Source organism: Pseudomonas sp. A39 (assembly GCF_058145955.1).
In genome coordinates this window covers 145,249-165,171 of sequence record NZ_JBYVMD010000006.1, presented here as the reverse complement: position 1 = coordinate 165,171, position 19,923 = coordinate 145,249, and the positions used below count along the sequence as shown (strand labels likewise).

18 protein-coding genes are annotated in these 19,923 nt (G+C 61.9%); 12 read left to right on the top strand and 6 right to left on the bottom strand.

All coding sequences use genetic code 11. The features are described from left to right. Positions 1–52: 52 nt before the first annotated feature. Together aguA and AC3ZU9_RS06875 are read right to left on the bottom strand one after the other, a co-directional pair. Complete coding sequence (gene aguA, locus AC3ZU9_RS06880; protein ID WP_102059935.1) at positions 53–1,159, bottom strand: agmatine deiminase; 1,107 nt, start codon at positions 1,157–1,159, stop codon at positions 53–55. A gap of 121 nt (positions 1,160–1,280) precedes the next feature. Next, on the bottom strand, positions 1,281–4,190 hold the full coding sequence (locus tag AC3ZU9_RS06875; RefSeq protein WP_490090463.1) for an aminotransferase: 2,910 nt from the start codon (positions 4,188–4,190) through the stop codon (positions 1,281–1,283). Positions 4,191–4,341: 151 nt separating this feature from the next. On the opposite strand from AC3ZU9_RS06875, the gene rfbB reads away from it, so the two are divergent. The 7 genes from rfbB to AC3ZU9_RS06840 are packed head-to-tail and all read left to right on the top strand — an operon-like array spanning position 4,342 to position 11,404. Then, the gene (gene rfbB, locus AC3ZU9_RS06870) at positions 4,342–5,424 is read left to right on the top strand and encodes a dTDP-glucose 4,6-dehydratase (protein ID WP_102059933.1); all 1,083 of its coding nucleotides are present in this window, start codon (positions 4,342–4,344) and stop codon (positions 5,422–5,424) included. Beyond that, positions 5,421–6,296, top strand: a complete 876-nt coding sequence (gene rfbA / locus AC3ZU9_RS06865; RefSeq protein WP_046034607.1) for a glucose-1-phosphate thymidylyltransferase RfbA — start codon at positions 5,421–5,423, stop codon at positions 6,294–6,296. The genes rfbB and rfbA overlap by 4 nt, the downstream gene beginning before the upstream one ends. Next, a complete protein-coding gene (rfbC, locus tag AC3ZU9_RS06860) occupies positions 6,293–6,838 on the top strand; it encodes a dTDP-4-dehydrorhamnose 3,5-epimerase (RefSeq protein WP_012721712.1) in 546 nt (181 codons plus the stop codon). Before rfbA ends, rfbC begins: the two co-directional genes overlap by 4 nt. Then, positions 6,835–7,704 (top strand): dTDP-4-dehydrorhamnose reductase, encoded by an 870-nt coding sequence (gene rfbD / locus AC3ZU9_RS06855; RefSeq protein WP_122810915.1) that lies wholly within the window; start codon positions 6,835–6,837, stop codon positions 7,702–7,704. Before rfbC ends, rfbD begins: the two co-directional genes overlap by 4 nt. Positions 7,705–7,740: 36 nt before the next feature. Next, positions 7,741–9,549 carry a sensor histidine kinase gene (locus tag AC3ZU9_RS06850; protein ID WP_012721710.1) on the top strand — a complete coding sequence of 603 codons (1,809 nt, stop codon included), beginning with the start codon at positions 7,741–7,743 and terminating at the stop codon, positions 9,547–9,549. Then, the gene (locus AC3ZU9_RS06845; RefSeq protein ID WP_012721709.1) at positions 9,546–10,922 is read left to right on the top strand and encodes a sigma-54-dependent transcriptional regulator; all 1,377 of its coding nucleotides are present in this window, start codon (positions 9,546–9,548) and stop codon (positions 10,920–10,922) included. Before AC3ZU9_RS06850 ends, AC3ZU9_RS06845 begins: the two co-directional genes overlap by 4 nt. Before the next feature lie 26 nt (positions 10,923–10,948). Then, positions 10,949–11,404: a YiiD C-terminal domain-containing protein gene (locus AC3ZU9_RS06840; protein WP_012721708.1), complete on the top strand. Its 456-nt coding sequence runs from the start codon at positions 10,949–10,951 to the stop codon at positions 11,402–11,404. 66 nt (positions 11,405–11,470) lie between these two features. Here the strand turns inward: AC3ZU9_RS06840 and cysQ are convergent, their stop codons facing one another. Together cysQ and nudE are read right to left on the bottom strand one after the other, a co-directional pair. Beyond that, entirely contained in the window at positions 11,471–12,307 is an 837-nt protein-coding gene (gene cysQ, locus AC3ZU9_RS06835) for a 3'(2'),5'-bisphosphate nucleotidase CysQ (RefSeq protein WP_012721707.1), read from the bottom strand. Further along, positions 12,304–12,870 carry an ADP compounds hydrolase NudE gene (nudE, locus tag AC3ZU9_RS06830; protein WP_012721706.1) on the bottom strand — a complete coding sequence of 189 codons (567 nt, stop codon included), beginning with the start codon at positions 12,868–12,870 and terminating at the stop codon, positions 12,304–12,306. Before nudE ends, cysQ begins: the two co-directional genes overlap by 4 nt. Before the next feature lie 87 nt (positions 12,871–12,957). On the opposite strand from nudE, the gene yrfG reads away from it, so the two are divergent. Further along, positions 12,958–13,620 carry a GMP/IMP nucleotidase gene (gene yrfG, locus AC3ZU9_RS06825; RefSeq protein WP_046034603.1) on the top strand — a complete coding sequence of 221 codons (663 nt, stop codon included), beginning with the start codon at positions 12,958–12,960 and terminating at the stop codon, positions 13,618–13,620. A gap of 45 nt (positions 13,621–13,665) precedes the next feature. Here yrfG and lysM read toward each other — a convergent pair whose 3' ends face one another. After that, positions 13,666–14,106, bottom strand: coding sequence for a peptidoglycan-binding protein LysM (gene lysM, locus AC3ZU9_RS06820; protein WP_012721704.1), 441 nt, complete (start codon positions 14,104–14,106; stop codon positions 13,666–13,668). 132 nt (positions 14,107–14,238) lie between these two features. Between lysM and AC3ZU9_RS06815 the strand changes: the two genes are divergently transcribed. The 4 genes from AC3ZU9_RS06815 (at position 14,239) to AC3ZU9_RS06800 (ending at position 19,255) form a co-directional block, all read left to right on the top strand. After that, on the top strand, positions 14,239–15,126 hold the full coding sequence (locus AC3ZU9_RS06815) for a LysR family transcriptional regulator (protein WP_490090462.1): 888 nt from the start codon (positions 14,239–14,241) through the stop codon (positions 15,124–15,126). A 97-nt stretch (positions 15,127–15,223) separates the two neighbouring features. Further along, a complete protein-coding gene (gene fdhD / locus AC3ZU9_RS06810; RefSeq protein WP_490090461.1) occupies positions 15,224–16,063 on the top strand; it encodes a formate dehydrogenase accessory sulfurtransferase FdhD in 840 nt (279 codons plus the stop codon). Further along, on the top strand, positions 16,060–18,408 hold the full coding sequence (locus tag AC3ZU9_RS06805; RefSeq protein ID WP_102059931.1) for an FdhF/YdeP family oxidoreductase: 2,349 nt from the start codon (positions 16,060–16,062) through the stop codon (positions 18,406–18,408). Before fdhD ends, AC3ZU9_RS06805 begins: the two co-directional genes overlap by 4 nt. A gap of 367 nt (positions 18,409–18,775) precedes the next feature. After that, positions 18,776–19,255: a glycine zipper domain-containing protein gene (locus tag AC3ZU9_RS06800; protein WP_012721700.1), complete on the top strand. Its 480-nt coding sequence runs from the start codon at positions 18,776–18,778 to the stop codon at positions 19,253–19,255. Between the two features lie 224 nt (positions 19,256–19,479). On the opposite strand, the gene AC3ZU9_RS06795 is transcribed toward AC3ZU9_RS06800, so the two are convergent. After that, entirely contained in the window at positions 19,480–19,911 is a 432-nt protein-coding gene (locus AC3ZU9_RS06795) for an acyl-CoA thioesterase (RefSeq protein ID WP_122810921.1), read from the bottom strand. Between the last annotated feature and the right edge of the window lie 12 nt (positions 19,912–19,923).

The following is a 19,923-nucleotide window of genomic DNA, read 5'->3' as shown; positions in this document are numbered from 1 at the left end:
GCGTTGAAACCGGGTGGCCCCGGCTATCGCCAGGATGCTGTTACAACTGCACTCAATTTTTGTGCGGCGCGGGCTGCTGTTGGGTCAGACAGTGGATATTGCCGCCACCCAGTAACAGTTCGCGGCCGGGCACCATCACCACTTCGTGCTGCGGGAACAGGTCCTGCAGGATCGCCTTGGCCTGGCTGTCCAGCGGGTCATCGAAGCTCGGCGCGATGATGCCACCGTTGACGATCAGGAAGTTGACGTAGGAACCGGCCAACCGCACGGTCGGATTACGCTCCTGGGTGCCGTCAACCGGGTCTACACCGGCGCACTCTGCCTCGGTGGCATACAGCGGCCCGGGGATCGGCATTTTATGCACTGTGAACGAGCGACCCTGGGCGTCAGTGCTGCTTTGCAGCACGTTCATCGCGGCGTGGCAGCGTGCGTAGTTCGGGTCTTGCGGGTCATCGGTCCAGGCCAGCAGCACTTCACCTGGACGCACGTAGCAGCAGAAGTTATCCACGTGGCCGTCGGTTTCGTCATTGAACAGACCGTCCGGCAGCCAGATGATTTTATCCACCGCCAGATTGGCGCTCAGCACCGCTTCGATCTGGGCACGGTCGAGGTGCGGGTTGCGATTGGGGTTGAGCAGGCATTCTTCGGTGGTGATCAGGGTGCCTTCGCCGTCGACATGGATCGAACCGCCCTCCAGCACAAAGCCTTCGGTGCGATAGCGCGGGGCGCGTTCGATCTCGAGGATCTTGCCGCCGACCTGCGAGTCGCGGTTCCACGGCGAATACAGGCCGCCGTCAAAACCGCCCCAGGCGTTGAAGTCCCAGTTCACGCCGCGCACTTCGCCACTGTTATTGATCACAAAGGTAGGGCCGGTGTCGCGCACCCAGGCGTCGTCACTGGACATTTCCACCACACGGATATTTGGCACATCCAGGCGCGCACGGGCATTTTCGTACTGGCCGGCGGAAACCGCCACGGTGACCGGCTCAAAACGCGCAATGGCCTTGGCCACCGCCACGTGAGCGGCCTGCGCCGGCTTGCCGCCCAGGCGCCAGTTGTCCGGGCGCTCAGGCCAGATCATCCAGGTCTGGGTCTGTGGCGCCCACTCGGCAGGCATGTGGAAGCCATCGGCGCGAGGGGTGCTGTGCAGGGTGGTCATGGCGTTCAGGACTCCGAATGGGGTGAAGGTCGACTTTATAGCGGATAAAAATCGGCTTTAGAAGCTAAAAAAGATGATAGGCGATGAATATGACAGTAATTAACCGATAACAATCGATTATTTACAGCTGCTCATCCAGCACCTTCGACAGCATGTCGACGAAGAAGTCCACACTGCGTCGAGACGTGACCATCGGCGGCTTGATCTTGAGGATGTTTAAATAATCACCGGTGGGCTGCATGAAAATCCCCAACTCCCGCAGGCGGTCACACAACAACGTGGTTTCTTCGGTGGCGGGCTCCAGCGTTTGCCGGTCGCGCACCAACTCGAGGCCCAGATAAAAGCCGGAGCCGTGGACGGCGCCCACCAGAGGATGGCGATCGATCAGTTCTTCCAGTCGCGCCTTGAAATGCCCACCGACCACCTGGGCGTTTTCCCACAGCTTTTCTTCTTGCATCACATCCAACACGGCCATGCCGATCCGGCAACTCACCGGGCTACCTCCCGACGACGAGAAGAAATACCCCTCGGCCTCGAGCGCCTCAGCAATTTCACGCCGGGTAATCACCGCGCCGAGGGGCTGGCCGTTGCCCATGCCCTTGGCCATGGTGATGATATCGGGCACCACACCCTGCTCTTCAAAGCCCCAGAAAAAATGCCCCATGCGGCCGTAACCCACCTGCACCTCATCGGCGATGCACACGCCACCCTGGGCGCGTACCCGCGCATACACCTGCTGCAGATAGCCCGGTGGCAACGAAATACCACCGGCATTGCCGTACACCGGCTCACAGATAAAGCCCGCCAATGGGCGCTTGCTCGCGGCGATTTTCGCCAGGTTGTGCTCCACGCTTCTGACGTAATCGGGCGCGCTGTCCTGCCCACGGAACTCACCGCGATAGGTGTTGGGCGCCGTCACCGGGTGCACCCAATCCGGGCGGCTGCTCAAGGCCTTGGGGTTGTCGGCAATCGACGTGGACACTGCATCCGCCGCCACCGACCAACCGTGGTAAGCCTCCAGCACGCTGAGCATGTCGCGCCCGCCGCTGTAGGCCCAGGCCAGGCGGATCGCCAGGTCATTGGCTTCGGTACCACTGTTGACCAGGAACACCCGGTCCATGCCTTCCGGTGCCAGCGCCAGCAAACGTTCGGAAAACTCGGCAATCGCCGCGTAGTGAAAGCGCGAGTTGGTGTTGAGCAATGACCATTGCCGCGCCGCCACCGCCGCCATGCGCGGGTGACCGTGGCCCAGCACGGCCACGTTGTTGAGCATGTCCAGGTAGGAACGGCCCTGCATATCGATCAAGTGATTGCGCCAGCCGCGCTCGATGCGCGGCGGGTCGACGTAATAGTGCTTTTGCGAACGGGCGAAACTGGCGTCGCGGCGGGCCAGCAGGGCCTCGGGGTCCAACTCGGGTTCGGCGTCGCAGGCCAATCCCCGCACCGCTGCGGGTGAAGGGCACAGCGTTTGCCAGGCCTGCGCGCGGGAAGGCGTGCAAAACAGCGGTGCGGGCCCGTCAGTGCGACAGAGTTGCACGGTCAGCGGGCCTTCAACCGCACCGATCACCTGGCCCTTGAGCACCGCCCCACCCGGCTGAACCAGCGCTTTTACGCCCCACAGTCGTACGTTTACCGCGTTGCTGTGAACCTGGAGTTCGCCATTGACACCCGATCGCACAATGCCGGCGAACGGCGCTTCAACGGCAGTCCCCTGAGGCACCTGTAATTCGACGTGCAACGGGAAGGTCTCGGGCTCGTGGGCGCTGTCCGGCTGGGTACGCGACAAACGGTATTGCCCATAGCGACTCGCGGCCAGGCCGTGCACCACCGCCGCATCCTGCAACAAACGCTGATCGATACCGGGTTGCTCCCAATTCCCGGCGTCGAAATGCGGGCTGAGTACACCCAGGTCGATCAGCGCGAACTCGCGCCCGACCAGCCCCGGCAGCAAAGGCGCGAAGCCTTGCCCGTCGATCGGTGCCGGTGCCTGCCCGACGCTGCTTAGAATCGCCGCCTCCATCAGCTCAAACGGCACTGACGTCGCCACATGGAAAATTTCCCACTCATGCTCGGCGTTTTTCAACAGGTAAGTGTTATCCGGGTCCAGGCGCTGCTGTTGCTCGCTGCTCAAGACCAGCACCGCCGCACGGGCGACGATCAGCGCCCACAGCGCCTGCAATTCTGCCGGCTCTAACGGTGTCACCGCGTGACAGGCCTGGATCGCCGGCAAGATCGCAAAGGGATCGCCCTCAGCGTGATGCAACAGGGCGGCGCAGGTGACCGACAGGTCGGCAATACGCCAGGTGTGCACCAGGTCGCCGAAATCGATCACGCCCCGGACCTGCCAATGCCGCTGCGCATCACGCTGCCACACGACGTTGTCGTCGGTGATGTCCATGTGCACCGCTTGCCACGGCAGGCGGCCGGCCACGGCGTGCAGGCGCGTCGCTACCTGCTCGGCCGCTTGCTCCAGTGCGGCGCGCTGGGGCAGGTTTTCAAGCGTTGCCAGCAGGTGGGCAATCAATGCCTGGGCGTGACGCGGGTCCCACTGCAAGGTGCGATCCAGACCAGGGTGCTTGAAATCGGCCAGCGCCAGGTTCATGCGTCCGCACAGCTCACCAAAGCCTGCGATCACGTCACGGCCCAGGTGGGGCTGATGGGTCAACGGCTGGCCGTCGATGTACCCCAACAGCCGCAGATGCAGGGTCTGGCCGTCCACCACGACCGAGAGCAACTCTTCACCGGTGAGCGCCTGGATGACCTCGGGCACCTGCACGTGTGCATCGGCCTTCAGACTGTTCAGCGCCGCGTGCTGCGCCTGCAGCTCAACGGCCGCGTAGTCACCCCGGCAGATCTTCAGAACAAAGCGGCCACGGTCGCTGTCGACTCTATAATTGAGGTCTTGCTGGCTACCCAGTGACTGCAAGGTGCCGGTGAGGCCGTAATGCTGCTCGAGCAACTGTGCGGCCCGGTCGGAGCTGACGTGTGGGCAAGGCAGGCTGGCGCGATGAATCAACGTGGCGAGCAACATTGTGACGACCTCTGTTTTTTCAGGCGTCTATATCGCCACCTTAAAGGGGGTTAAGGCAACCCCCAATGCACACCGCGCTTGCGCAGCCCTGCGTCACAACTCAAGCTATGCTTCATTCGCTTAATGTCCGTCTAAGGAAAAGGCCCCCGACATGCGCATTCTCATCACCGGCGGCGCTGGTTTTATCGGCTCTGCCCTGATCCGCCATTTGATTGAAAACACCGAGCACCAAGTGCTCAACCTGGACAAACTCACCTACGCTGGCAACTTGGAGTCGCTGACCAGCATCGCGTCCGACAGCCGCTATGAGTTCGTCCAGGCCGATATCGTCGACCAGGCCACCGTCAGCGCCGTACTGACGCGCTTCGAGCCGCAGGCGATCATGCACCTGGCAGCCGAGTCCCATGTCGACCGCTCCATCGACGGCCCGTCGGATTTTATCCAGACCAACATCGTCGGCACCTACAGCTTGCTCGAAGCCACCCGCGCCTATTGGCAGAAGCTCGATGAGCCGGCCAAGCGTGCGTTCCGCTTCCATCACATTTCCACCGACGAGGTGTACGGCGACTTGCATGGTGTGGACGATCTGTTCACTGAAACAACACCCTATGCGCCCAGCTCACCGTACTCGGCCAGCAAGGCAGCGTCCGACCACCTGGTCCGCGCCTGGCAGCGCACCTACGGCCTTCCGGTTTTGCTGACCAACTGCTCGAACAACTACGGGCCGTTCCACTTCCCCGAGAAGCTGATCCCGCTGGTGATCCTCAACGCCCTCGCGGGCAAGCCACTGCCGGTCTACGGTGATGGCTTGCAGGTGCGTGACTGGCTGTTCGTCGAAGACCACGCCCGCGCACTGCTCACAGTAGTCACCGAAGGTGTGGTCGGCGAGACCTACAACATTGGCGGGCACAACGAGCAGAAGAATATCGACGTAGTGCGCGGCATCTGCGCCCTGCTCGAAGAACTCGCGCCACAGCGCCCGGCCGGGGTCGCGCAATTTGCCGACCTGATCACCTTCGTCAAGGACCGCCCAGGCCACGATCAGCGCTATGCGATCGATGCCAGCAAGATTGAACGCGAGCTGGGCTGGGCTCCTGAAGAAACCTTCGAATCCGGTTTGCGCAAGACCGTGCAGTGGTACCTCGATAACCTGGAATGGTGCCGCAGGGTCCAGGACGGCAGTTATCAGGGCGAACGTTTGGGCAACACCGACTTTAAGGATCTGATTGCATGATGAAGGGAATCGTATTGGCCGGCGGTTCCGGCACGCGTTTGCACCCCATTACCCTGGGCGTCTCCAAGCAATTGCTGCCGGTGTACGACAAGCCGATGATCTACTACCCGATCTCGGTGCTGATGCTGGCGGGGATCAAAGACATCCTGGTGATTTCCACACCGGTGGACCTGCCGCAATACCGCAACCTGCTGGGTGATGGCAGCCAGTTTGGCGTGCGTTTCAGTTATGCCGAACAGCCGTCGCCCGATGGCTTGGCCCAGGCGTTCCTGATTGGCGAGGCGTTTATCGGCGAAGACCCGGTGTGCCTGATCCTGGGCGACAACATCTTCCACGGCCAGCACTTCGGCGATCAATTGCGCACCGCGGCCGAACGCGCTAGCGGGGCCACGGTATTCGGCTACTGGGTCAAGGACCCGGAGCGTTTTGGCGTGATCGACTTCGACAAGGAAGGCCGTGCCCTGTCCATCGAAGAAAAACCCGCCAAGCCCAAGTCGCCCTATGCGGTCACCGGCCTGTATTTCTACGACAACGACGTGATCAAGATCGCCAAGGACGTTAAGCCTTCGCCCCGTGGGGAGCTTGAGATCACCGACGTCAACAACGCCTACCTCAAGCGTGGCGACCTGCACGTAGAGCGCTTCGGCCGCGGCTTTGCCTGGCTGGACACCGGTACCCATGACAGCCTGCTCGAAGCCTCCACCTATGTGCAGACCATCGAGCATCGCCAGGGCTTGAAAGTCGCCTGCCTGGAAGAAATCGCCTACGAAAATGGCTGGATCGACCGTGACTATCTGCTGGAGCGTGCCAAGTACTTTGGCAAGACCGGCTATGGTCAATATCTTTTCACGCTCGCAGGGGAAACTGCATGAATGTGACCGCCACTGAGTTGCCCGGTGTACTGATCATCGAGCCGAAGGTTTTTGGCGATGAACGCGGTTTTTTCTATGAGAGCTACAACGCCCGGAATTTCGCACAAGCCACTGGTCAGCACGTGGATTTTGTCCAGGACAACCACTCGCGTTCGCAAAAAGGCGTCTTGCGCGGTTTGCACTACCAGATCGAACACGCTCAGGGAAAACTGGTGCGTGTCACAGCGGGTGAAGTCCTGGACGTAGCGGTGGACATCCGCCGCAGCTCACCGCATTTTGGCAAATGGGCCAGCGTGCGCTTGTCTGCCGAAAACAGCCGTCAACTGTGGATTCCGCCGGGGTTTGCCCATGGTTTTGTCGTGCTCAGTGACTCTGCTGAATTCCTCTACAAAACCACCGATTACTACACGCCCTCTGCGGAACGCTGCATTCGCTGGGACGATGCTGATCTGGATATCGATTGGCAGTTTGCCGGTACCCCGACGCTGTCCGGCAAGGATCAAAACGGCAAAAGCCTGAAAGAGGCAGACCTTTTCCCATGAAGGTCTTGATCACCGGCCAACACGGCCAAGTCTCCCGAGAACTGCAACTGCAGCTCCAAGGCCTGGGCGAGCTCATCGTCCTGGGCCGCGACCAGCTTGACCTGGCCAACGCCGACCAGATCCGCCAGCAAATCCGGGTCCATCGCCCCGATCTGATCATCAACGCCGCAGCCCACACTGCCGTCGATCAAGCCGAAAGCGAGCCGGACGCGGCCTTCGCGATCAACGCCATTGCTCCTGGTGTTCTCGCAGAAGAAGCCAAGGCACTGGGCATCCCGTTGATCCACTACTCCACCGACTACGTGTTCGACGGCAGCAAGCCGGCCCCCTATACCGAAGCCGACACGCCGAACCCGCTGGGTGTCTACGGCCAGAGCAAACTGGCGGGCGAGGAGGCGATTGCGGCGGTGGGCGGCGAATACCTGGTCCTGCGCACCAGCTGGGTCTATTCCGGCCATGGCAAGAATTTCCTGCTGACCATGCAGCGCCTGCTGCAGGAGAAACCGCAGATGCGCATCGTCGCCGACCAGATCGGCGCGCCGACGTGGGCCGGCAGCATCGCGCGCAGCACGCGTGCGCTGATCGAGCGCTGGCAAGCGGGCGAACCGGGAGAATGGGGTGTCTACCACCTGACCAACCAAGGTGAGACCTCGTGGTTCGGTTTTGCCGAGGCCATCGGCGAGCATCTGCGCACGCAGGGCAAAGCGTGCGCCGAACTGGAAGCGATCCCTTCCAGTGCCTACCCGACGCCAGCCAAGCGCCCCTTGAACTCGCGCCTTGACTGCAGCCGCCTGCAGCAGCAATGGCACGTCAGCCAGCCGAGCTGGCAAGACGCATTGCGCGAGTGTCTTGCACAGCCGCACTAGGCATAATGCGCCTGTCCCCACAGGCGCATGACTCCCATGACCCCATCCCTCCCGCGTAGACCCCGCTGGCGCAGCCTCGCCCTGCTGGCGTTGTGCTTGGCACCGCTGCTGTGGCCGCTGGAGCACCTGGCTGAGCGTTATTACCGCAGCGAACTGGCGGGGCAGAACCGTCAGACCCTCGACCTGTACGTGGCCAACCTGCTCGGCACCCTGCACCGCTATGAAGTGTTGCCGCAGATCCTCGGCGACCTGCCGGCCCTGCGCACAGCGCTGGATGCGCCCCAAGTCAGCACCAACCTGGTCAACGCCAACCTGCTGCTCAAGGATGTCGCCGCCCAGGCCGGGGTGGAAGTGATGTACCTGATGGACACCCGCGGCAAGACCCTCGCCGCGTCCAATTGGGATAAACAGGACAGCTTTGTCGGGCGCAACTTCTCGTTCCGCCCCTACTTCAGCGAAGCCATGGACGGACGCTTGGGGCGCTTTTTCGGCCTGGGCACCACCTCGGCCAAACGCGGTTACTTCTTTGCCGCCGCCGTGCGTGATGGCGAGAAAATCATCGGTGTGCTGGTGGTCAAGGTGGACCTGGACCACACCGAAAGCCTGTGGGGCAACACCCCGGAACAGCTGTTGGTGACCGACCATAACGGCGTGGTCATCCTGACGTCGCGCCCGCAATGGCGATTCCGCGCCACCCGGCCGCTGACCGCCGCAGAGCGCCAAGCAATCATCGCCATCCAGCCCTACCCGACCCGCGATCCGCAGCCGCTGAGCCTGAGCAGCACCGCGTGGCTGCGTCAATCCACGGCCATCGCCGAGACGGGCTGGAACGTGGAGATCCTCGCGCCGCGCTCGCTGATCAACCGGCCGGTGCGTACAGTCGTTGCGGTGGGCGGCGCCACGCTCTTGGTCTTGATGTTGCTGCTGGGGTTGATGATGCAACGCCGCCGCCATTACCTGGAACGCATTGCCTTTGAAGCCAAGGCCCGTCGCGAGCTGGAAGCGCGCGTGGTCGAGCGGACCAGCGACCTGGAAGGCCTCAACCGTCGCCTGAAACAGGAAGTGCTGGAACGCGAACACGCCCAGCAGGAGTTGGTGCGCGCCCAGGATGACCTGGTGCAGGCGGGCAAACTGTCGGCATTGGGCACCATGTCGGCGAGCATCAGCCATGAACTCAACCAACCCCTGGCGGCGATTCGCAGCTACGCGGAAAACGCCGAGATCCTGCTCGACCATGAGCGCACCACTGATGCGCGCGGCAATCTCAAGCTGATCAGCGAACTGACCGGGCGCATGGCCTCGATCATCGCCCACCTGCGCGCCTTTGCCCGCCGCGACCGCCATGCGCCAGAGAGCGTGGCCCTGCAACCGGCGCTGGACGATGCGCTGGCGTTGCTGGCCAAGCGGCGGCGGTCGATGGAGGTGGAGCTGATCCGTGACTTGCCGGAAGCGACCCTGTGGGTGCAAGCCGGCGAAACTCGCCTGCGCCAGGTGCTGGGCAACCTGCTGGCCAATGCCCTCGACGCCCTCACCGAAAAGGGCCCGCCGCGCAAACTGTGGCTGAGTGCCGAAACCACCGAACAGGGCGTCAACCTGTACATTCGCGACAACGGCCCGGGCTTTTGCATGGAGGCCCTGGGCCGCGCCAGCGAGCCGTTCTATACCACCAAGACACGCACCCAGGGCCTGGGCTTGGGCCTGGCGATCTGTGACACCCTGATGCGTGCCTTTGGCGGCGAACTGCTGTTCGCCAACCACAAGGAAGGCGGCGCGCTGTTAACCTTGAAATTGCGTGCCGGCTCGCCGGGCGTCAGTCTGCAACCGTCCGAGGACCGCAGTGTATGAGTATCGATAACCAGATTCAGGTGGTGTTGATCGACGACGATCCACACCTGCGTCAGGCCTTGTGCCAGACCCTGGACCTGGCCGGGCTGAAAGTCCTGACCCTGGGCGAAGCCACCGGCCTCACCGCGCGCTTGTCGCGGGACTGGCCAGGCGTAGTGGTCAGCGACATCCGCATGCCCGGCATGGACGGTCTGGAGTTGCTGGCAGAACTGCACGGCCAGGACCCGGACCTGCCGGTGCTGCTGATCACCGGCCACGGCGACGTGCCACTGGCGGTGCAGGCCATGCGCGCCGGCGCCTATGATTTCCTGGAAAAACCGTTCGCCAGCGACGCCTTGCTCGACAGCGTGCGTCGCGCCCTGGCCCTGCGCCGCCTGGTGCTGGACAACCGCAGCCTGCGCCTGGCCCTCAGCGACCGCCAGCAACTGAGCACGCGCCTGGTGGGGCACTCCCCGCAAATGCTGCGCCTGCGCGAACAGATCGGCGCGTTGGCCGCGACCAAGGCCGATGTGCTGATTCTCGGCGAAACCGGCGCCGGCAAAGAGGTGGTCGCCCGCGCACTGCACGACCTGTCCAGTCGTCGTAGCGGCCCCTTTGTGGCGATCAACGCCGGGGCGTTGGCCGAATCGGTCGTCGAAAGCGAGCTGTTCGGCCATGAGCCCGGCGCCTTTACCGGCGCGCAGAAGCGCCGTATCGGCAAGTTCGAATTCGCCAACGGCGGCACCTTGTTCCTCGATGAAATTGAAAGCATGAGCCTGGATGTACAGGTCAAACTCTTGCGCCTGTTGCAGGAGCGCGTGGTGGAGCGCCTGGGCGGCAATCAGTTGATCCCGCTGGATATCCGCATCATCGCCGCGACCAAGGAAGACCTGCGCCAGTCCGCCGACCAGGGCCGCTTCCGTGCCGACTTGTATTACCGCCTCAACGTCGCGCCGCTGCGCATTCCGCCACTGCGTGAGCGCGGTGAAGATGCACTGATGTTGTTCCAGCACTTCGCCGACGAAGCCAGCAGCCGCCACGGCCTGCCACTGCATGAGCTGCAACCGGGGCAGCGCGCGCTGCTGTTGCGCCATAGCTGGCCGGGCAACGTACGTGAATTGCAGAACGCCGCCGAACGCTTCGCCCTGGGCCTGGAACTGGCGCTGGACAGCTCGCCGGATAACCCAGCGGCTGGCGTCCTGACCTCCACACCCGGCGGCCTGAGCGAGCAAGTCGAGCAGTTCGAAAAGAGCCTGATCGCTGCCGAACTGACTCGCCCCCACGGTTCCATGCGCAGCCTCGCCGAAGCCCTGGGCGTACCGCGCAAGACACTGCACGACAAACTGCGCAAGCACGGCCTGAACTTCGCCAACCAAAGTGGCGACGACGAATGACCACTCCTACCCGCCAAGAGGCCGCCATGAGCCGCGACAGCCGTTACCTGGAATCCATCCTTCACCATGACATCCCCCTTACCCGGGAAATGGGCCTCAAGGTGCTCGACTGGCACGACCAACGGTTGGAACTGCATCTGCCCTTGCACGCCAACATCAACCACAAGAGCACCATGTTCGGCGGCAGCCTGTATTGCGGCGCGGTGCTGGCGGGCTGGGGCTGGCTGCACTTGCAGTTGCGCGAAGAAGGCATTGAAGACGGGCATATCGTGATTCAGGAGGGGCAGATCAGTTATCCGCTGCCGGTTACGCGGGATGCGACGGTGGTGTGTCAGGCGCCGGAGGAGAAGGTGTGGAAACGTTTCGTGGCGACGTACAAGCGCTATGGCCGCGCGCGATTGACGTTGGAGACGTGGATTGTGAATGAGGGCAGTGAGGAACGAGCGGTGACGTTTACTGGCCAGTACGTCCTGCACCGCTAACCGCCACGACACAAAACACCTGTGGGAGGGGGCCTGCTCCCTCCCACATTTTGATCAGCTGTGGCCTTAAGACCTGGCCAGGGTGAGCAACCGCTCACGCCATGCTGCCTTCGCCGGCAACGCCAGGAAGAACGGGTTCAACAACGATGCCCGCGCCGGATAACTGAACGGTTCACCGCTCAACTCCAACACCTCACCGCCCGCGCCTTCCAGCACGCCTTGGGCGGCTGCGGTGTCCCACTGCGACGTCGGCGCCAGGCGCGGGTAGCAATCCGCGCTGCCCTCGGCCAACAAGCAAAACTTCAACGAACTGCCGATATTCGCCAGCTTCAGTGCGCCCAGGCCTTCGCTCAAACCGTCCAACAAGCGTTCCTGCTCGGGGCTGGTGTGCCGACGACTGGCCACCACCGTAAACGACTCGCCCGCCGCCGGTGCTTCGCGAACTTGAATCTGCTTGGGCGCTTCATTCACATCCGAGCGCCAGGCGCCCAGGCCCGCGCCACCGAAGTAGCAACGGCCACTGGTGGGCATCGACACCACGCCAAATATCACCCGGCCTTGTTCGATCAAGGCGATGTTGACGGTGAACTCTTCACTGCCGGCGATGAACTCCTTGGTGCCATCCAACGGGTCTACCAACCACCAGCGCTGCCAGCCGGCACGCACGCTTTGGTCGATATCGGCATCCTCTTCAGACAGCACGGGGATGCTGGGGTCCAACGCGGTGAGGCCGGCGAGAATCAGATGGTGAGCGGCCAAGTCCGCTGCCGTCACGGGCGAATCGTCAGCCTTGGAGGTGACGGCCACGTCGGCGCGCCAGTACGGCAATATCACTTCACCGGCCTGGCGGGCCAGTTCGATCACAGGGGCAATAAACGGGTGACCTAAAAACAGTTCGCTCATGCGCTAAACGCTCCTCGCTGGGTCAGCAGGTCTCGTACCAGGTACAGCGCGGCCAGGGCGCGGCCCTCACTGAATTGCTCGTTTTGCGCAAGCTGCGACAGCTCACGCAGGTTGACCCGCTCCACACGCATGGGCTCAGGCTCATCGCCTTCCAGGCGCTCTTCATACAGATCGGTGGCCAGCACGACTTGGATTTTCTGGCTCATATAACCAGGCGACAACGACAGCTCGGTGATGTGCTCCAACTGTCGCGCGCCGTAGCCCGCTTCTTCTTTCAACTCGCGGTCCGCCGCCGCCAGCACATCCTCGCCGGGCTCGATCAAGCCCTTTGGCAGGGACAATTCATATTCATCCGTGCCGCCGCAATACTCTTCCACCAGCAACGCATGATCTTCGTCGATCATCGCCACAATCATCACCGCCCCGTAGCCGGCACCGCGGCCCACCAGGCGCTCGTAGGTCCGTTCAACGCCATTGGAAAAGCGCAATTGCACTTCCTCCACGCGGAACAAACGACTACTGGCGACTATTTCGCGGGCGAGGACGGTGGGTTTCTGGCGCATAAGCGGCTCCTTGGCGTGATCGGGTTACTATACCGTGGCTTTTCCGATTGTCTGTGTCGGATATCTTTACTTACATGAGAACGTCCCATGCCCTCTTTGCCTTGGCACGCCATCGACACTGTCCTGCTGGACATGGACGGCACGCTGCTCGACCTGCATTTCGACAACCACTTCTGGATGGAGCACCTGCCGCAGCGTTACGCCGAGTTGCATGGGGTGAGCCGCGCCATGGCCGAGATGGAGTTGCAGCCACTGTTCGAGCGTAACGCGGGACAGTTGCAATGGTATTGCCTGGATTTCTGGAGTGCCGAGCTGAATATCCCGGTACGTGAACTCAAGCTGGAAACCGCCCACCTGATCGCGCTGCGCCCAGACGCCGATACCTTTCTGGCGGCGATCAAACAGGCCGGCAAGCGTGTGATCCTGATCACCAACGCTCATCGTGATTCGCTGTCATTGAAGTTGGAACGCATTGAACTGGCGCCGTATTTCGAGCGATTGATCAGTTCCCACGACTACGGTTTCGCCAAGGAAAACCCGCAGTTCTGGGATGCCCTGCAAGCCGACATTAACTTCGACCCGGCCCGCAGCTTGTTTATCGACGATACCCTGCCGATCCTGCGCAGTGCCCAGGCGTTTGGTGTGGAGCATTTGCTCGCGGTGAAGGAGCCGGACAGCAAAAAAGGGCCCAAGGACACGGCAGAATTTGCCGCCGTCGGCGACTACCGTGATCTCATTGTCGGACTTTGAACCAATGTGGGAGGGGCAAGCCCCCTCCCACCTTTCGTATTGGGCTTACTCAGGAATACGCAGCGTCTGCCCTGGATAAATCTTGTCTGGATGAGACAACAGCGGCTTGTTGGCCTCAAAGATCTTGTTGTACTGGTTGGCGTTGCCATACACCGCCAGGGAAATCGCGCTCAGGGTGTCACCCTTTTTCACCACGACGAAACGGGCGGCAGCTACGGCCGGGCCCGATACGGTGATCTGGTCATCCACACTGGCAACACCGGCAATATTGCCCAGCGCCAGCAAAATCTTCTCTTTCTCTTCCTGGGTGGCGACTTCACCGGTGACGGTTACCTTGTCGCCATCCACCGTGGTCTGCACATTCGGATTACCCAGACCCACTTTCGCCACGTGCTCCTTCAACTGCTCACTCGCGTTCGCATTACCCGGCGTCAACAGGTCGATCAACTTCTCGCCCGCTTCCTTAATAAAGCTAATAAGACTCATGGTGCGCTCTCCTTGATGTTTGGTTTCCAGATGCCAAAGACTAGACCAGTCCCACAGACTTGGGTTCCAGCCCGACCAAAGACCCAAACGCGCTAGAATCCCCCCGCCATTGGAATAAGCCCTGGAGCGAAGATGGACATCAAACAGCTGAAATTCCTCATCGCCCTCGACGAGACGCGTCACTTCGGCCAGGCGGCGGCACGATGCCATATCACCCAACCGACCCTGTCGATGCGCCTGCGCAGCCTTGAGGAAGAACTTGATCTTCCCCTGGTCAATCGCGGCCAGCGCTTTGAGGGGTTCACCGCGCCTGGCGAACGGGTACTGGCCTGGGCACGCACCGTGCTGGCGGCGTATGACGGCTTGCAGGCTGAAGCGGCCGCCTGTCGCGGCAACCTGGTGGGTACGTTGCGCCTGGGCGTGGTGCCACTGTCGAGCTTTGATCCACTGGCACTAATGCAGCAACTGCACAAAGAGCACCCAAGCCTGCGTTTCGAGCTGTCGGCACTCAGCTCCGAACAAATCCTTGAACAACTGGCGAGCAATCGCCTGGATTTAGGCGTGTCCTACCTGGAGCGGCTGGACAATGAACGCTTCGACTCGCTGGCCTTGGGCGAAACGCGCATGGGCCTGCTTTACGACCAGCGCTTTTTCAGCTTCGGCGACACGCCGCTGAGCTGGGAAGCGCTGATCGAACTGCCCTTGGGCATGCTCACCAGCGGCATGCACTTTCGCCAGTCCATCGACCACAACTTCCACAGCCGAGGCTTGCAGCCGCAGCCGCTGTTACAAACCGATGCCGTCCATCAGTTGTTACAAGCCGTGCACGGCGGACTCTGTTGCGCGGTGATGCCACTGGACGGGGGCCTGGACGCGCTCACCGAGCATTTGCGCCTGCAACCCATCGACGACGCCCACACCCTGGCACGCCTGGGGCTGATCATGCGCCGCAGCGCACCCCGCTCTGCCTTGGCGGAAGCGTGTTTCGCGCTGTTTCAGAAATCGCAAAAAGAGTCTTGATCGACGTCATCTATCGGTAGATCAGTACTGGCAATTAGACGCGACGCTTTGTCGCGCCTAGTCTAAACACTGACCAATCCGCCGGTGGTACTGCCCCATGAACGCCAAGCGCCCAGTCTGCGCGGCGCCCGCTCTTGAAACGCCCGCGCCCGCCGCCAGCCAGAGCTATCAGTATTGCAACCTCGAACACACCGAATCCGCCAGCACAGCCTTGGCGGAAGAAGTGGCGTTGGCGATTGCTTTCAACGATATCAGCCAGGCGGTGATGCTGGTGACGCCGACGGACCTGGAAGACTTTATCGTCGGCTTCAGCATCGGCAGCGGCATTATTGCCGACGTTAGCGATATTTATGACCTGAAACTCAGCGGAACCGGCTCTACCCAGTATGCACAGGTGCAGATTTCCAGCCGCGCCTTCTGGAACCTCAAGCAGCAACGCCGCCAATTGGCCGGTACCAGCGGCTGTGGCCTGTGCGGTGTGGAAGCCGTGGAACAAGCGCTGCCAAACCTTCAGGTACTGCCCGGTGCGCCGCTGCCGCCCGCCGAATGGCTCGATGGCCTGCGTCAGCGCATCAGTGCGTTCCAGCCCCTGGGCCAGTACAGCGGCGCCGTGCACGCCGCGGTATTTATGAACAGCCAAGGCGAATTGCTCCTGGGTCGCGAAGACATCGGCCGGCATAACGCCCTCGATAAGCTGATCGGCGCGCTGATCCGCCAAAAGATTCCGACCGAAGGCGGCCTGGCGATTGTCACCAGCCGTTGCAGCCTTGAATTGATCCAGAAAGTCCTGCGCGCGGGCATCCAGACCCTGGTCAGCCTGTCGTCGCCCACCGGCCTGGCCCTTCAATGGGCACGCCGGCATAACCTCAATCTCATCCACCTGCCGCAGAAAAGTGCGCCGCGGGTCTACAGCCCTGCGATGGAGAACCAGCCGTGAGCAATCATCATCAAGCCGACCAAACCCCAACCCCGCGCTACAAGCCTTATAAAGGCCCGGCGGGCGGCTGGGGGGCACTGATCAGCGTGGCGCAAGCCTGGTTGACCAGCGACAACGCGCTGAAAAACCTGCGCATGATGCTCAAGACCAACCAGAACGGCGGCTTCGACTGCCCCGGCTGTGCCTGGGGCGACTCGCCCGAAAGCGGCATGGTCAAGTTCTGCGAAAACGGCGCCAAGGCGGTGAACTGGGAAGCCACCAAGCGCCGTGTGGATGCTGCGTTCTTTGCCAAACACAGCGTCAATGCCTTGCTGGAGCAGAGTGACTATTGGCTGGAATACCAAGGCCGCCTGACCGAGCCGATGCGCTACGACGCCGAAACCGACCGCTACACGCCCATCAGTTGGGAGGCGGCGTTCGACCTGGTCGGCAAGCATCTCAACGCCCTGCCCAGCCCGGACATGGCCGAGTTCTACACCTCGGGCCGCGCCAGCAATGAGGCGGCGTACCTGTATCAGCTGTTCGTGCGCGCCTACGGCACCAACAACTTTCCGGACTGTTCGAACATGTGCCACGAAGCCAGCGGCGTTGCCCTGGCACAAAGCGTGGGCGTGGGCAAAGGCACCGTGACCTTTGATGACTTCGAACATGCCGACGCGATTTTCGTCTGGGGCCAGAACCCCGGCACCAACCACCCACGCATGCTCGAACCGCTGCGTGAAGCGGTTAAGCGCGGTGCTCAGGTGGTGTGTATCAACCCATTGAAAGAGCGCGGCCTGGAACGCTTCCAGCATCCGCAACACCCGCTGGAAATGCTCACCAACGGCGACAAACCGACCAACACCGCGTACTTCCGCCCGGCGCTGGGTGGCGACATGGCCATCCTGCGCGGCATGGCCAAGTTCCTGTTGTTGTGGGAACGCGAGGCCCAGGCCGAAGGCAAAGAGGCCGTGTTCGACCACGACTTCCTCAACGAACACACCACCAACGTGCTGGATTACCTGGGCAAGATCGACGACACCTCGTGGGATGAAATCGTCGCGCAGTCCGGCCTGCCCTTGGTCGAGATCGAACAAGCCGCGCGCATGTACGCCAAAGGCAAGAACGTGATCATGTGCTGGGCGATGGGCATCACCCAGCACCGCCATTCGGTGCCGACCATCCAGGAAATCGCCAACCTGATGCTGCTGCGCGGCAATATCGGGCGCCCGGGCGCCGGCCTGTGCCCGGTGCGTGGCCACAGCAACGTGCAGGGCGACCGCACCATGGGTATCAACGAACGCCCACCGGTGGCGTTCCTCGACTCACTGGAACGTCGCTTCCAATTCAAGGTGCCGCGCGACAACGGCCACAATGTGGTGGAAGCGATTCACGCGATGCTTGAAGGCCGCTCCAAGGTATTTATCGGCCTGGGCGGCAACTTCGCCCAAGCCACGCCGGACAGCCCGCGCACCTTCGAAGCGCTGCGCAATTGCGACCTGACCGTGCAGATCAGCACCAAGCTCAACCGCAGCCACTTGATGCACGGCAAAGACGCGCTGATCCTGCCGTGCCTGGGCCGTACCGACATCGACATCCAGGCCGAAGGCCCGCAAGCGGTGACGGTGGAAGACTCGTTCAGCATGGTCCACGGCTCCAACGGCCAATTGCAGCCGCTGTCGAAATTGATGAAATCGGAGCCGGCGATCCTGGCCGGTATCGCCGCCGCGACCCTGGGCAGCAAACCGGTGGATTGGAACTGGCTGGTGGCCGACTACAGCCGCATCCGCGACCTGATCGCCGACACCATCCCAGGCTTCAAGGACTTCAACGAGAAGATCAAAAACCCAGGCGGCTTCTACTTGGGCAACTCCGCCGGTGCGCGCCGCTGGAACACGCCATCGGGCCGTGCCAACTTCCGCCCCAACATCCTGCCCAAGGACTTGATCCACGAACGCACCCACGCCACCGGCCGCGTGCCGGACCTGATCATGCAGTCGATGCGCTCGCACGATCAGTACAACACCACGATCTATGGCCTGGACGACCGCTACCGTGGGGTCAAGGGCCAGCGTGATGTGTTGTTCGTCAACGAAGCCGACATTATTCGCCTGGGCTTCAAGCCGGGGCAGAAGGCCGACATCGTGTCATTGTGGGAAGACGGCCGTGAACGCCGCGTGAAGGGCTTTACCTTGCTGGCGTTTGATATCCCGGCAGGACAGGCAGCGGCTTACTATCCGGAGGTTAACCCGCTGGTGCCGCTGGAAAGCACCGGGGATGGCAGCCATACGCCGACGTCGAAGTTCGTGGCGATCCGTTTGGAAGCGGCGAGTAACAATGGCTTGATCATGGCACGCTCGGCCTGACCACCGGACCTGTAGTGAGCGGGCTTGCCCCGCGCGGGGCTGCGAAGCGGCCCTAAAACCAGGCGCCGCAGAGTGTCTGAGACAACGCGGCGTTCTTATTGGGGCTGCTGCGCAGCCCAGCGCGGGGCAAGCCCGCTCACTACAACGATGGCGTGTTGATCATCCTGAATTGCGGGCACAAAAAAGGCCGCTTTTGCATAAAAGCGGCCGTTCCCAAGTAGCTAAAGACTGACGAATTCAACTTAAGTTCCCGTGTTAAAACAGTAACTTATAGAATTGTGTACAACTCGTGTTACTGGTCGGATTTCTATTGTCACAATCTCGACACAGCCTCAGGATCGCGCCGTCATCCTCTTGAGGTCTCTCTATGAAGTTCTCCTCGATTCTCTTGTTGTCCCTTGGCCTGGTCAGTGGCGCAGCCATGGCCGGTGGCACCACCGAAGCCGGTGTGGGCGGCGCATTGGGCGGGGTACTCGGTTCGGTTGTCGGCCAGCAGATCGGCGGTAACACCGGCTCGGCCATCGGCGCAGCTCTCGGCGGCGCAGGCGGCAGTGCGGTCGGTGCAGACAAGCGCAGCCGCGGCGAAGCAGCCATTGGCGGTGCCCTCGGCGCAGCCGGCGGCAACGTGGTAGGCCGTAGCATGGGCGGCAACACCGGCAGCCTGATCGGCGCAGCCGCGGGTGGTGGTGCAGGTGGCGCGCTGGGTAACTACATGGGCAACAAGAGCGATGACGATGATCGTCGTTATCGTGGGCGTGATAACCGTCGTTATGACCGGGATGATCATCGTGGACGCGGGCATGCCTATGGGCATCGCAAAAACAAGCATCACTACCGTCACCGGTAACACCTGAAATACACCCCACATCCAAGGTGTTTGTGTGGGTTTGTCGTAGTGAGCGGGCTTGCCCCGCGCTGGGGCGCGAAGCGCCCCTGACTCAGGCGCCGCGTTCTTTCAGGCAGAACTGATTGTCAGGTTTTGGGGCCGCTTCGCGGCCCGGCGCAGGGCAAGCCTGCTCACCACAACATCCCACCTCCGACACTTAGCGCCACGGTGTTCGGGGTATTAGGTCAGGTCACCAACCGCTGCAACGCCTCACGCAACGACCCCGGAATACTCACCGGCAGGTTCGACCCCCGATCCACAAACACATGCACAAAGCGCCCTGCCGCACAGGCCTCTTCCTCGCCTGCCTTGAATACCGCCAACTCGTACTGCACTGAGCTATTGCCCAACTTGCCCACCCGCAGGCCGATTTCAATGCGCTCGGGAAAGGCAATCGACGCAAAGTAATCGCACGCTGAGCTCACCACAAACCCCACCACTTCGCCGTCATGAATATCCAACCCACCGTGTTCGATCAGGTAGGTATTCACCGCCGTGTCGAAAAAGCTGTAGTAGGTCACGTTGTTCACATGGCCATACACATCGTTGTCGTGCCAGCGCGTGATGATCGGCTGGAAGTGAGGGTAATCGGCACGTTGCGGTACTGAATCAGGCATCGGGTCATCTCG